Genomic DNA, 13,434 nt, shown 5'->3' on the forward strand with positions numbered 1-13,434 from the left:
GGTTTTTTAGTCTTTGGGCTAGAGCACAACTTTAAGTAACGTGCGCTTCTTGTTGCTCTTGCAACTTTTTCTTGCGACGCTCTCGTTTAGAAAGCCAAACCAGAGGCACAACAATCATAATGGTTCCTATTGCCATAAATATATCTGGCACTTCTCCAAACCAAATCAATCCCACAAACACGGCACCAATTAAGCCACTGTATTCAGCGCTCGCAATTTTGTTGCTATCGATCGAGCGGTAAGCGATGACACATGTTGCTGCATAAATCATGATGAACAAACTTGAGCCAGCAGCAACAGGGAAAGCACTCCAGTCCCAAGGTTCTGCTTCGATCAGAACAAGCAAGAAGGCTACTGGAATACCTGCCAAGTTTGTCATCAATAACGTTTGCATCACAGACTGATTTTTTGGCAGTTTTCGAATGAGCAAGTTATTGATTGCTAAAGTAATTGCAACAACTAAAGCTGAAATGGCTGCCCAATCGATTTGGTCTGGACGAATGATGACCAATACACCGGCAAAGCCCATTATCGCTGCAGCGACCGATTGCTTAGACAACTGTTCTCCAAAAAAGATTGCTGCAAGTGGCAACATGATCAATGGCGCGGCGTAAAAGATCGCGTTCGCAGTTGCGAGCGGTAAAGATGAGATCGCCAAAACCATGAATATTGCACCAAGTAACCATACGTGAGCGCGAACAGCATGCCACTTAAACCCTTCAAGAAAAGGCGCATTTTTTGTTAGCAGGTAGACTGGCAGCAGGAAAAGCACCGCTGATATTTGTCGGAAAAAGACAAATTGAAAAATAGGCACTTCATTTCCGACACTTTTAATTAAAGAGTCCGAAAGCACCGCAATGAGATTTCCAACAATTAATAGCAGCATCGCTGCTCCGACCGATGTAACTTTCACTTTTTCCTCTCCTCTTTCTTTGCCAAAGAGTAGGTGATGTCATAGGATGAAGTGAAGTGATATTTATTAGTTTAAGTATGAGATTTTTAGATAATGAAATTGCCACCACTCAGAGCTGTTCACTGTTTTGAATCTGTTGCCAGAAACTCTAGCTTTTCGCTTGCTGCTGAAGAACTCAATGTGACGCAAAGTGCCGTTAGCCACCAGATACGATTATTAGAAGATTATTTGGGTGAATCATTATTTATCCGTCAAGGCAGAAAGCTCTCTTTGTCCGATACGGGCACCCGCTATTTAGAGGATATTAGCCCAGCAATTAGCTCAATTGCGATGGCCAGCCAAAAGGTGCGAGAAGGGGACAAAGGCAGCATACGGTTGGCGATTTATAGCTCGCTTGCCGTAAAGTGGCTTATTCCGCGTTTGTCTGATTTTAAGCGCTTACATCCAGAAATCGATCTGACACTCAATATGGTCGTTGGTGATCCTGAACAGACAGACAGCGTTGGCGATTGTTTCATCACGGTAGAAAAGCCAAAGCGAAACTACATGTCGGTAAAGTTATACGCGGAGACGCTGTATCCGGTCTGCAGCCATAAAATTTGGAAAGAGTTGCAAGATCAACCGATTCCAGAAGCGCTTTGGCGATACCCTATTTTGTCGACAGACTCAATTTATCGTGAGAGAGGAAAAGACTGGGCTGAGTGGTGCAGAGCGGGCGGTTACACCTTGCCGAAAGATGTCGATGTTCAACATTTTAGTCATATGTTGTTGGCAATAGAGGCGGCGCGTTATGACCAAGGCATCGCATTTGCGAATGATTTTATGCTCAATGAAAGAGATAAAGCGCACGATTTGGTGTACATCCCTTCTCATGGATTGGAAACCGGAGACAGCTTTTATTTTATTCATAAAAAGAGTCGAGCCAAGCAAGCGGAAATCATCAAGCTCACTAACTGGTTGAAGCAGCAATGCTTGTGAAATGACTAAATTGTCAAAATTAAGAAAGAAAGTGGCAAAGTTGTGTCTAAATATTTCATGTTTTATTGAGTTTTTATTCATTAACATCCACTTGGTTTTGAAACCAAGTGAAATGGACAGCATGGCATGCTTAAGGATGGGCAAAACACAACCTCAATAATTAACAGGCAGTGAAATACAATGTTTAAAAAAACATGGCTAATGACAGCCCTTCTAGCAACATGTTCTGTTGCAAACGCAGCTCCTTACGTTGGTGCATCTGTAGGTCAAGCATCGTTTGGTGATGTTAATGGCTCTATCAATGGTGGTGGTACTAACGCTAGCACTAAACTTAAACTTGAAGATGACTCAAGCCTTTCAGGCAAAGTATTCGGTGGTTACAAATTCAACGAATACATTTCTCTAGAAGCAGCCATTGGTGGCTACGATGCTTTAGACGGCAAAGTTGTTACTGTTGGTGACATGAAGTATCTATCGATTCAGCCAAAAGCGACTCTACCGATTGGCGATCGTTTCAACCTTTTTGCTAAAGCTGGTCTTTCTTACTTCAATGCTGAATTCAAAATTAGCAACTCTGTGATTGACGGTAGCGCAGGCCATACCACCATTTCTGACAGCACTGTAACAGGCATGTACGGTTTAGGCGCAGAGTTCGCTATTACTGAAAACTTTGCTCTACAAGTTGAATGGGAATACATGATGCCTGAGCTAGACATTGCGAAATTTGGCAATGAAAAAGTAACGGTTGATGCAGACATCAATGTGTTCTCTGTAGGTATGAGCTACCGTTTCTAAGAATACTTATTCAAGTTACCTCTTGGCTTAGTAAACGTTTTTGACTTCTGTTGGTCGAGCTGAGTCCAAGCTTTGAATTTGTTTAGATATAGCACAGGAAGTTTAGTTGCTAAGCGTCCTGTGCTATTTTTTTTGCTTTGGAATAACTCTTAGGAATCTTTGTGAACGATGTCAATCTTAGGTATCTGGATCTACTGTTAAAGCACTTTGAACCTCACCAGTATCACCTTGTTACGCTTTCTGAGCTAGAAGCGGTGATTTGCACGTCGAGGCGCAATGTTTCTATTGTGATGAAAAAGCTTGCCACTTACGATTGGGTCGATTGGCAACCTGCGATTGGCCGAAGTAACGCTAGCCGTCTCAGTATTAATATTTCCCTCCAACAAGCGATGACCGAGTTTTTGGTTGAGGAGCTTGGCAGAGGAAGAATGAACTCAATAACGAAACTTATTGATTGGTTCGGTCAAACCGCGGTTAGAGCACTAACTATCGCATCTGAAAAAGTGAATCGATTGAATGAATCAAATAACGCTATTTTGATTTCTTCTTACCCTTGGGTATCCAAAATCGACCCTGCGAATACTTACCGTCACACTGAATTACACGTCGCGAAAAGCGTTTATGACGTATTGCTGACCCAAAATTCCAATGGTGGTATCGAGCCATCGTTAGCACACGAATGGAAAATGGAAGGCAAGGTAATGACGTTATGGTTGCGGCCAGGCATATATCGCCATGATGGCGAACCCCTTAACATACAGGATGTGGTTTGGAGTATAGAAAGACTTAGGGAGATAAAAGGACCAGTTCACGAGCTCTGGCAATGCATTGATAGCGTGGTTGCAGAAACATCTAACTGCTTAAAAATCATATTGAAGCATCCGAACAAGTTGTTTCCATACATGCTAGCAACTCCTCATGCGTCTATTCTGTGTCGAGATGTCGTCTCTTTCGGTTCTAGTTATTCCTACCACATAGGGACTGGGCCATTTAAAATCAGCGGCTGGAACCAGGAGAGTATGACTCTTGAAGCGCACAAAGAGTATTTTTCAGCACGCGCATTGTTAGATCAAATAACGCTGTCTCATGGTGATGTTAAAACCTTAAATATGTTGAGCTTTAACCAAAGCTCCGATCACGTTGAAGTGGAAAAAATTAGCGCATTTTCATATGTGACCTACCGCGAACGCGCGGAATCCCAACTCACAAAAGAAACTTGGTATCAACTCGCTGATTACATCCATGTGCAAAAGCGAATTTATGATGCGCCAAGTGCCGTTGACAGCATTCAGTTAGAGACTCACGAGCAAGATTTATCAATAACAGATGGTGTTGTGATACCTAAACTGAAAGGTAAAGTGGTATTAGCTGAACCTGTCTGGACGATTCCGAGTTTAATTCGTCATTCCGAATGGTTGCACAGTGTGATTCGTGCAACGGGATTGGAGTTGGAGATCGTCGTTATTGATGACATTAGTTTTCCTGAGGTAGTGTCTCACCAAGCAGACTTGCTCTTCATTGAGGAAGTCATGGAAGCACCATTTGAATATGGCATCTTCGAATGGCTGTCGATAGCAACTGGACTGCGTTTTAGTTTTGATCAAAGCCAGATGTTAAGCCATAGAGAAAAGGTTCGCAGAGCGATGGCAGATGATCACTCGCTACAGTCTTTATTAAACCTAGAGAAAGCGCTGCGCGATCAGTACCTATATTTGCCTTTGTTTGTTGGCTACGAAGAAGTGACAAAAACACAGCAAGTGCGAGGTGTGCAGGTGAAGAATACAGGCTATAGCGACTTACATAGGTTATGGATTGCTCATTCACACTAACGTCTGTGTGCAAGATGATGCAAATGTCCAACGCATAAAGCCATCGAAATGATGGCTTTATAAGGGCGTGTCGGATTAGAAGTTGTACGACACACTTGCGCCAACAACCCATTGGTTTGCACTATCAACGATAGAAGAGTCGCTGATACCGCTGCCTAGGCGCGTGTATTGTGTCATTTGGCTTACTTGCCAGTTGTCGTTGATCGGCATAACAAGTTTGTAGCCCACACCATAGCTTACCGTTGAATCACCTTTGTATGCTTTGCGGTTTGCGTTTGCTTCGCGTTGTTTCACACCAAAGTAGTAATCTACGTAGTCTTCACTTTGATAAGTTAGGTTAGCAAAAGGAACAAAATCAACACTACCGAATTTCATGATGTGGAAGTAAGTCGCGCCCGCTAAGTAACCTTTGTAAGCACCACTGATATCGTGCTGAAGGTACGTAGAAATGACGTTGTTTTGATCCAGTGTAAAGTCTGCGTTTAAACCTAGATCGACGGCGAAGCGGCGTTTATCTGTGCCTTTCAGGCTTTTCGCGGTATCACCGTCGCGCATTACACCGCTACCTACAAGGTAGGCACTCATGTTGATTAACTCATTGGTGTTACCGAAGAAGCGGTAGTTAATGCCACTTAGGTCGGCATTAAAGTCGTCACCATGGTAACCACCGTTGAGAATTGGTGCTGTATTATGCTTTTGATCTTTGAAAAGATCGCTGCCTTGAGCCACACCAGCTTCTACGTTCCAACCGCCTTCGTTGTTGTAGATGTTACCGTTACGAATGTAAGTATCGCCAGCGAAAGCTGAGCCAGCAGCTGTCAGAGTAAGTAGTGCAATTAATGTTTTTTTCATCATTTTTCCGAGTTGTTCTGTTTTGTTTTGAACACTGTACAAAATGACGTTGTAAGCATCTATCGGCAAAGCGTATGGAAATGTAATGAACAATCAGGGTAAGAAGCAGAATGTTGCTTCAGAATAGAAAGGTTGCTGGAATAGCTTTCGTTAAAACAGCGAAAAAATCCGAGCTGGGGTGGCTCGGATTTGGAGTATTTATCAGGTATTGATACTAACTTCTTACTGTTTCGTTAAGTTGTATAGTGGTGCTAGGTCACCCGTTACTTTTTCGCCATTCATGTCTAGCTTCATAAGTACGTTTTCACCAACAAAGTATTGGTTTGGTGCATCTTCATTTGTCAACGTTACGATGCTGCCATTAGCGTCCCAAGTGAATTGACCTTCAGATTTTGATTGACCGTCTTCTTTGTCTTGGTAGCTTTCTTCAAGTACGTAAGTGCCATCTTGATTTAGTGTGATGGTCATATCGATACCAGCACAATCCGCGCAAGGTAGTGTTCCTTTGTAGGTGCCGTTCCAGTCCAGAGCACTTTGTGCGTTGTGTTCAGAGTCTACAAATGTCTCTTCAGTAATTACCTGTTCTTCTTCTACTGGTAACGTGTCAATTGTCTCAGTCGTAACGTCTGCACTGGTGGTGACTTCAGTTTCCGTTGCCTGAGGTACTTCAACTGCGCTTGTTTCGGCAGGTTTCTCATCTTGACAGCCTGCAAGAATGATTACCGCGCCTGTTAGTGCCAACATTGTCTTTTTCATTTTATCCCTCTTTAAATCAAGATTTTGTATGAGAGTAATAGTAGACATTTATCGAGGATTTGCGTCATCAAAAAGCAATAGAATGATCTAACTATGTCAATAAAACCGGATATGAGCATGAAATTGTCAGGAAAATCAGAACAATGTAAATGTTGCTTTGGGTATCAAGCTTGAGCCCACAGATAAATATCTAAAAAGGGGAGTGGGAGCGAGTTAATTGATAACAGCCCACATTATTGTGAGTTGTATTATCAACATCATCTAAGAAACGTTATTGAAGCTTGAGCGTGAAGTGCCCCGTTTTGTGCTTCGTTGATCAGAAAACAGCTCCGCAATAACCTGACGATTTAATTCGCCTTTCAAATTGCCGTGCTTATCGATGACGGGCAGTGAATATTCACACGACATGACTTCAGTCAGCACTTGCTCAATGGCTAAATGTGGAGAGATGATAGGCACCTCTTCATAGATATCATCACGCCAATCTGATAGGTGAGTTAACTTCGCTGCGTTTAGCAATCCTTGCTGTGTTATCACGCCTTGATAGCCTGCATTGGTCTCATGGTAGGCATAATCACGTTTAACACGTTTCATTTCACTCAGCGCATCTTCAATGGTTTCAGCGCGAACACAGTACGAAGGTGGCTGCATCAGCGTTTCGACCGTCAGTGCTCGCGCTCTATTGACGTCTTTTACAAAGGCTTCAACGTACTCATCGGCAGGATGCAGTAAGATTTCGTGCGGTGAACCTTGTTGGACAAGTTCACCGTCTTTAAGTATCGCGATGCGATCGCCAAGTCGAAGCGCTTCATCTAAATCATGAGTAATGAAAATAATGGTTTTGTGCAGCTTCTGTTGCAGCTCTACCAACTGATCTTGCATTTCGCTCCGAATCAGAGGGTCCAATGCTGAGAAAGCCTCGTCCATCAACAGTATTTCGGCGTCGGTAGCCAGTGCCCGTGCAAGGCCCACACGCTGTTGCTGTCCACCCGATAGTTGAGCAGGATACTGGTGCTCATAACCCGTCAGTCCAACGGTTTCTAACCATTCATTTGCTTTTTCTAAGCGCGCCTCTTTATTTATTCCCTGAACTTCTAAACCATATGCGATGTTGTCGATAACAGTGCGATGAGGCAGCAAGCCAAAGCGTTGGAACACCATAGACATCTTGTGACGGCGAAACTGTTCAAGCTCTTTGTTAGAAAGTTGCATGACATCCACCCCTTCTACCAAAATCTGCCCCATGGTTGGATCGATTAATCGGTTGAAGTGGCGAATCATGGTGGATTTTCCAGAACCGGATAATCCCATAATGACAAAAATTTCACCCTTTTGAATTTGCAGGTTGATGTCTTTTAGTCCGACCGTGTGGCCCGTTTCCGCTAAAACCTGCTCTTTACTATGTCCCAACTTAACGCGCTCAATCACGCTATTGGGTTTGGGGCCGAAGATTTTATACAGACCGCTGATTTCGATAAGTGGACTAGTCATGTTTTGAGTCTCCTAAATGAGCTTGAGTGCGTTTCGCATACGCTTGTGAAGCACGGTCAAAAAGGATTGCTAGGGCGACAATGGCTAAACCATTGAGAAGACCAAGAGTGAAATATTGATTGGTAATAGACTTTAGAACAGGCTGACCTAAACCTTTTACCCCAATCATTGATGCGATGACCACCATTGACAGTGCCATCATGATCGTTTGGTTAATTCCCGCCATGATGGTTGGCATTGCAAGCGGAAGCTGAACCCCAAAAAGCCGTTGCCGAGTGCTGGCACCAAATGCGGTTGCGGCTTCCAATACTTCTTTATCAACTAGACGAATGCCCAAATTGGTTAAACGAATAACCGGTGGAATCGCGTAGATCACTACTGCGATAAGGCCAGGAATTTTCCCGATGCCCAATAACATCACAACTGGAATGAGATACACAAATGCCGGCATGGTTTGCATGACGTCGAGTAATGGTGTTACCACCGACTGAATGCGATTAGAGCGCGCCATAGCGATGCCGATAGGGATACCAAGTGCTATGGCAAGCATAGTACATACAGTGATGATACTGAGCGTGCGCATAGTGTCTTCCCACATTCCAAAATAGCCAATCAGAATCAGCGAACCAAAACATGCAGCGGCCAGTTTCCAAGAGCGGCTGGCGGCATAAACGAGAGTGGTGCAGACACCTAAAATAATGAACCAAGGTGTAGAAATCAGAAGTTTTTCAAACCAGACAAGAAAAGCAAGGAGCGGATCAAACAGAGACTCAATGAGTTCACCATACTCGCGAGAGAAATCTCTATAGGCGCCGTCGAGTGTTTTGCGAATCGCCCTGAGATCAGAGGCATCCATTTCCGGGAATTCGCTGAGCCAATTTGAGTCAGACATATGTACTTCCTTTTTCTGATATACCTAAGCGCTCTCAAGAAACTTAATTTGGCAAGAAGAGTAGGGCACCTAGGCCAAGTAATGGTCGTTCGACAGGTTCTGTATCGAAAGTATTACCCTTTAAGCTCAGGCCAATGTCGTCAAACTTCTCTTTTTCGTTCCTTAGGTATACATCCTTTTAAATAAAACAATCATTAGTGTTCAAACTAATGATTTGCTTGGATTATAGTTTTTCTTCTTCAATAAAATGAACACATTAGCGTGTATTTGTATGAAAAATCTGCGCAAACTAACGTTTTTATTATCCGGTTAATTAGAATTGATCTTTTTGTTCGTTTGTCATCAAAATTCCTAAATTATTAGATGTCTAATTAATGCTGATGTATTACGTATTTGTCGTGTTGATTTTTGCAAACTTAGTTTATTGGCATATGCTAAAAATGTTATTGGCATATGCCAGTTTAAGGCGTAATTTGACTCTGTGTTTTTGAGGGACAATGATGGCAAGACCAAAGATAGAAAGACGAATATGCGGACGTGCGGCTCACCACTGCTTTAAGCCCAATGGCATTCCATTTAATCAGTTGGAGCAAGTCGCCATATTACCAGAAGAGTTAGAAGCGCTACGTTTAGCCGACTTAGAGGGGCTTAGCCAGCAGCAAGCTGCGGAGCAGATGGGCGTTTCTAGACAAACTTTTGGTAACACAGTAAAAAGTGCAAGATTGAAAGTCGCAAAAAGTTTAGTTGAAGGTCATGCATTAGTTTTTCCGAATGAGGAGTCAAACTTATGATTTATGCTATTCCTAATGATGGTGAGCGGGTGGCAAACCACTTTGTAAAAGCACCATACATCGCTATTTATTCTGATACTGACGGTATGCTAAAAAACTTAGCGAACATTGCTTCTATGCCACAAGCGGGTTGCAATGCGAAGTCTCAGTTGATCCAGTCCCTACAAGGGTACAATGTGGATGCTGTTCTTGTGCGAAATATTGGTGAACGTGTATTGGCAAAGCTACTTAGCAGTGGCACGCCAGTATTTAGGCTGTCTACTCGTAGTTCCTTGGAAGATGTGCTTGCGGTTCCAAGAGAGCCTTTGATTGAGCCCTCTCAAGGACGTCCATCAAACAATCATAAGAAAAGTGTTCACAAACAAAAAGGCGGCTGCGGCTCCTGTGGTTGTGGTGGCCAAAAATCAAAACCCTCCTTGTTGGCAAGACCTAAGGCGCTACTCAAAGCAACATCTAGCCCTGCTATACTTAAGCTAGAGTCGATGGCTAATAAGGCAGGTTAATATGGTTTGGTTATTTACCTTTCTTGGTTTTCTCGCAATCATTTTGTTGATGTCACTTGGCGTCATTTTTCACAACAAGCGCATTCAAGGAAGTTGCGGCGGTTTAAACAACGTCGGTGTTGATAAAGTATGCAACTGCGAAACCTCATGCGCAGAACCTGAAAGGCGTTTATATCAAATCTCAGAGCCTAACTCATCACCTGAGCGCTAAGGCTTTTGGCCCATTGCGGCAAGGTTTGCCGAAACCAGTCCAAATACTTGCTGGTCTGCGGATTCTCTCTGGAGACCAGTATGTTGACTACCTCGACAACGATCCACGCTTTTGCTAGTCCGATATCGCGCGCCAATTCTGTTGTTTCACCTTTCTCTGCGCACTTTATATATTTGTCTGCTACGTTCAAGTAATCATCAAATATGCCCATGCCCTCGATGAGCGGCGCTAAATCTATCGCGACATGCCCTGTAGAAAAGCGCTCCCAGTCGAACAGCACCAGCTCGCCATTTTGGCGCTGTCCCCAGTTTCCTGCATTGGTGTCTCCGGAGATCAAGTTCTGCCCATCGAAAAGGTGCGCCGATCGTTGTTGTAGCTGGTGGAAGAACTGTTCTGTCTCTGAGCCCAGTTTAAGTGTAGTGAGTGCTTGTTGAGTCGCTTGTGGTGTCCACTGGTGGCGGTGATAAACACCATCTGATGTTGGTGGAAGTCGGTGCAGTTTGACGAGTTGTTCAATGACTCGATCATCTTCAAGTAAGAATGCTTGCTCGACTGCGTGGGGAACGTATTCAATGTACAGAACGTTTTTCTGGTCGTCGAGTTGAATCAAGCGCGGTACGTGTATTCCAAGCGCGTTAAACTGCTCGGCATAGCGTTGATAAAACGCCACTTCTATTTGAGTAGGGTTACGTTTTTCTATTACTTGGACGCCATCTTTTTCGATGAGAAAAACCTTGGCACTGCCCATTTGGTTGAGTTCTTGTTGCGACACCGGACTTCCTGTCTTCATGTAGAGAGAGCTCACCTTAATCGCTGCACTCACGTTTGCCAATAGCCACGACAAAGTGCCTCAAAAATATTAAATGCAACTGTTTAAATATGATTTTGTTGTGAGTGTCTAAATTTTACACAGTCTCGTCTGTACTCCGATAAATTCGTTCTACGCTTACTATTCGTCTTAATAAAGGAGAACCAAAAATGGCTGTAATGAAGCAGGATATTCCAAATCGTGTAACGGTTTACCATGACAATATCGATCAAGAACAAGAGCTGAAAAATGCGATGCTGCCAGAGAAACCGCGCTACTTTAACGGTGCTCCGACTTACAAAGCGAACAGCATCGAAGAGTTTGAAAGCAAAATCAGTCAGATAGGTTTGTCTCTCGATAAATAATTTTTCTTTTACCTAAAAGCGCCCTCAAAATGAGGGCGCTTTTTTGTTTATGTGATTGATTTGAATCGTAGGGAATTAACCTTGTTGTGCACTGCCTTGGCAGACCTGTTTTTGCACTGCTGGTGGCGCGGGCTCGTAATGGCTTAAAGTCATACTAAAACTGCCTTCACCACCCGTGATGGAGCGCAATCGACGAGCGTAATCTTGCAGCTCATTTACTGGTGACTTGGCTCTGAGTAAAGTGAAGCTGCTGTCTATTGGCTCGGAGCCTTCGATTAAGCCTCGGTTTCCAGATAAATCACCAGAAACATCGCCAACATTCGCGGTTGGGATGTGCAGTTCCATCTGGACAATGGGTTCTAGCACAATAGGATCGGCGTTGTTAATCGCATTTAAAAACGCTTTCTTACCTGCGATGACAAACGCAATTTCTTTTGAATCGACGGAGTGATATTTACCGTCATAAACGGTGACTTCCACATCCTTAATTGGGTTGCCAGAAATCGCGCCTTCCTCTAACGCTTGCAAAATACCTTTTTCAACAGCAGGAATGAGCGCGGTTGGAATGGTGCCACCCACCACTTTGTTGATGAACTTAAATCCGGCACCACGTTCGAGTGGACGAACCTTCAATTGCACTTCACCAAACTGGCCTGCACCGCCACTTTGTTTTTTGTGTCGATAATGCCCTTCGGCAGGTTTGGTGATGGTTTCAAAGTATTCGACGCTTGGTTGGCAGGTTTCGACGTCCAGTTTGTACACGTTCGCCATCTTTTCTAATGCGACTTTGAGGTGAAACTCTCCTTGGCCGCTGATGATGGTTTCGTTGGTGCGAGCGCGATGTTCGATGCGCAGAGAAGGGTCTTCACTGGCGATTTTATTCAGCACATCTCCTAATTTTTGCTCATCTCCACGCTTAAGAGGTTTCAAGCACAAAGAATACATGGAGTCAGGAAGATCCAACGTTTTGAGTTGAACACCATCTTCTTCGTGAGAGTCATGAACGATTGAATCGAATTCGAGATCATCCACTTTGGCTAAAACGCAGAAGTCGCCTGCAAGCGCGCGAGGGATCTCGGTTCTATCTTTGCCCTGCAGTTGATATAAGTGCCCAACTTTAAATGCCTTGTTGCTTTCGCCGATATAAAGCTGGCTGCCCGCATTGATTTCACCCTGATACACACGTAAGTAGGCAAGTTTTCCCATATATGGGTCGACGCTGACTTTGTACACGTGTGCGACGGTGTGCTCTAAGGTTTCGCAATTTACTTTGATTTTTTTGCCGTTCTTTTCCAGTAGAGGAGGGTTACCCTCGTTTGGCATGGGCATGATCTCCGCCAAGGTACGAAGCAGAAGCTCGACGCCCGCGCCGGTTTGTGCTGAGACAAAACAGACCGGAATCACATGTCCAGTTCTCAGTGCTTCTTCAAACGGATCATGCAGTTGCTCTGCGGTGAGTTCAGAGCCTTGTTCCAGATACAGTTCCATTAGTTCTTCATCGACTTCGATAACTTGGTCAATCAAGGTCTCATGAGCTTCATCTACCGTCGTAAGTAAGGTTTCTCGTCCCAATTCTGGTTCGAAATAGCAGTCAACTACAGATTCCCCGTCAGTCGAAGGTAAGTTGATCGGCAAGCAGTGGTCACCAAAATGCTCAACGATGTTCTCCATCAATCTTTCTAACTGACTACCGTGGTTATCGAGCTTATTGATGATGATCATCTGACATTTTTGCTGCTCTTTTGCAAAGGTGAATAAGCGATCGGAAGTTTGGTTAAGTGGGGTTTGAGGGTCGATGACAAGGGCAGATGTTTCAACGGCAGGAAAAACGCTGATAGTACGGCCAAGTAACTCGTTTTGTCCCGGAGTGTCGATGATATTGAGCCGGTGTTTATTCCAGCGCAGTGCGACTGGCGTTGCTTCAATACTGTGTTGATATTGGATGGATTGAGGGTCGAAGTCGGTAACGGTATCGCCTTTTTCTACGCTGCCTAAATGGTGGGTGGCATCGCAGGTGAAGAGCAGTTTTTCTATCAGTGTGGTTTTACCGGTCCCGGTTTGACCGATAAAAGCGATATTGCGTATTTTATTGATAGGCATAGAGCCTCCTTGCAAGATGGCGTGAAAAACCTACGAATTGCTAGGAAGTGGGTTGTTATAGAAACCCACGCACTGCATTGGAGTAGGGCGGGATTACCGCCTATTCGTTTTCCACGTCATTTTCCGGATGACTCGATGCATAAGACCACC

Annotated in this window: 14 protein-coding genes; 7 read left to right on the plus strand and 7 right to left on the minus strand. The window is 44.0% G+C overall.

Features of this window, described 5'->3' with window-relative positions; translation table 11 throughout:
• Positions 1-31: 31 nt before the first annotated feature.
• Positions 32-913, minus strand: a complete 882-nt coding sequence (locus R7Q38_RS00800) for a DMT family transporter (protein WP_005373940.1) — start codon at positions 911-913, stop codon at positions 32-34.
• A gap of 93 nt (positions 914-1,006) precedes the next feature.
• On the opposite strand from R7Q38_RS00800, the gene R7Q38_RS00805 reads away from it, so the two are divergent.
• The 3 genes from R7Q38_RS00805 to R7Q38_RS00815 all read left to right on the plus strand — a co-directional run bounded on the left by R7Q38_RS00805 (position 1,007) and on the right by R7Q38_RS00815 (position 4,515).
• Entirely contained in the window at positions 1,007-1,891 is an 885-nt protein-coding gene (locus tag R7Q38_RS00805) for a LysR family transcriptional regulator (protein WP_005387224.1), read from the plus strand.
• A 180-nt stretch (positions 1,892-2,071) separates the two neighbouring features.
• Positions 2,072-2,686, plus strand: a complete 615-nt coding sequence (locus R7Q38_RS00810; RefSeq protein WP_005373936.1) for an outer membrane beta-barrel protein — start codon at positions 2,072-2,074, stop codon at positions 2,684-2,686.
• 161 nt (positions 2,687-2,847) lie between these two features.
• Positions 2,848-4,515, plus strand: a complete 1,668-nt coding sequence (locus R7Q38_RS00815; RefSeq protein ID WP_318113957.1) for an ABC transporter substrate-binding protein — start codon at positions 2,848-2,850, stop codon at positions 4,513-4,515.
• Positions 4,516-4,590: 75 nt separating this feature from the next.
• Here the strand turns inward: R7Q38_RS00815 and ompV are convergent, their stop codons facing one another.
• The 4 genes from ompV to R7Q38_RS00835 all read right to left on the minus strand — a co-directional run bounded on the left by ompV (position 4,591) and on the right by R7Q38_RS00835 (position 8,506).
• Positions 4,591-5,367 (minus strand): outer membrane protein OmpV, encoded by a 777-nt coding sequence (ompV, locus tag R7Q38_RS00820; RefSeq protein ID WP_017635134.1) that lies wholly within the window; start codon positions 5,365-5,367, stop codon positions 4,591-4,593.
• 222 nt (positions 5,368-5,589) lie between these two features.
• Positions 5,590-6,123, minus strand: a complete 534-nt coding sequence (locus tag R7Q38_RS00825; RefSeq protein ID WP_005373930.1) for a copper resistance protein NlpE — start codon at positions 6,121-6,123, stop codon at positions 5,590-5,592.
• Between the two features lie 261 nt (positions 6,124-6,384).
• Entirely contained in the window at positions 6,385-7,614 is a 1,230-nt protein-coding gene (locus R7Q38_RS00830; protein ID WP_318113958.1) for a glycine betaine/L-proline ABC transporter ATP-binding protein, read from the minus strand.
• Positions 7,607-8,506: an ABC transporter permease gene (locus R7Q38_RS00835; protein ID WP_005373926.1), complete on the minus strand. Its 900-nt coding sequence runs from the start codon at positions 8,504-8,506 to the stop codon at positions 7,607-7,609. The genes R7Q38_RS00830 and R7Q38_RS00835 overlap by 8 nt, the downstream gene beginning before the upstream one ends.
• A gap of 500 nt (positions 8,507-9,006) precedes the next feature.
• On the opposite strand from R7Q38_RS00835, the gene R7Q38_RS00840 reads away from it, so the two are divergent.
• Genes R7Q38_RS00840 through nqrM form a run of 3 tightly spaced genes read left to right on the plus strand, consistent with a single transcriptional unit; the run spans position 9,007 to position 10,011 of the window.
• Complete coding sequence (locus tag R7Q38_RS00840; RefSeq protein WP_005373924.1) at positions 9,007-9,297, plus strand: DUF134 domain-containing protein; 291 nt, start codon at positions 9,007-9,009, stop codon at positions 9,295-9,297.
• Positions 9,294-9,800 (plus strand): NifB/NifX family molybdenum-iron cluster-binding protein, encoded by a 507-nt coding sequence (locus tag R7Q38_RS00845; protein ID WP_005387209.1) that lies wholly within the window; start codon positions 9,294-9,296, stop codon positions 9,798-9,800. The genes R7Q38_RS00840 and R7Q38_RS00845 overlap by 4 nt, the downstream gene beginning before the upstream one ends.
• Before the next feature lies 1 nt (position 9,801).
• On the plus strand, positions 9,802-10,011 hold the full coding sequence (gene nqrM, locus R7Q38_RS00850; RefSeq protein ID WP_017635136.1) for a (Na+)-NQR maturation NqrM: 210 nt from the start codon (positions 9,802-9,804) through the stop codon (positions 10,009-10,011).
• Here the strand turns inward: nqrM and R7Q38_RS00855 are convergent.
• Positions 9,989-10,801 carry an aminoglycoside phosphotransferase family protein gene (locus R7Q38_RS00855; protein WP_213903203.1) on the minus strand — a complete coding sequence of 271 codons (813 nt, stop codon included), beginning with the start codon at positions 10,799-10,801 and terminating at the stop codon, positions 9,989-9,991. The two genes, nqrM and R7Q38_RS00855, sit on opposite strands and share 23 nt — an antisense overlap.
• 188 nt (positions 10,802-10,989) lie before the next feature.
• Between R7Q38_RS00855 and R7Q38_RS00860 the strand changes: the two genes are divergently transcribed.
• Positions 10,990-11,184 carry a hypothetical protein gene (locus tag R7Q38_RS00860; RefSeq protein ID WP_005373920.1) on the plus strand — a complete coding sequence of 65 codons (195 nt, stop codon included), beginning with the start codon at positions 10,990-10,992 and terminating at the stop codon, positions 11,182-11,184.
• Positions 11,185-11,259: 75 nt separating this feature from the next.
• Here R7Q38_RS00860 and fusA read toward each other — a convergent pair whose 3' ends face one another.
• Complete coding sequence (gene fusA / locus R7Q38_RS00865) at positions 11,260-13,284, minus strand: elongation factor G (protein ID WP_213903204.1); 2,025 nt, start codon at positions 13,282-13,284, stop codon at positions 11,260-11,262.
• Positions 13,285-13,434: the final 150 nt, after the last annotated feature.

It is taken from the genome of Vibrio sp. Vb0598, from assembly GCF_033338935.1.
Taxonomy (GTDB): domain Bacteria; phylum Pseudomonadota; class Gammaproteobacteria; order Enterobacterales; family Vibrionaceae; genus Vibrio; species Vibrio alginolyticus.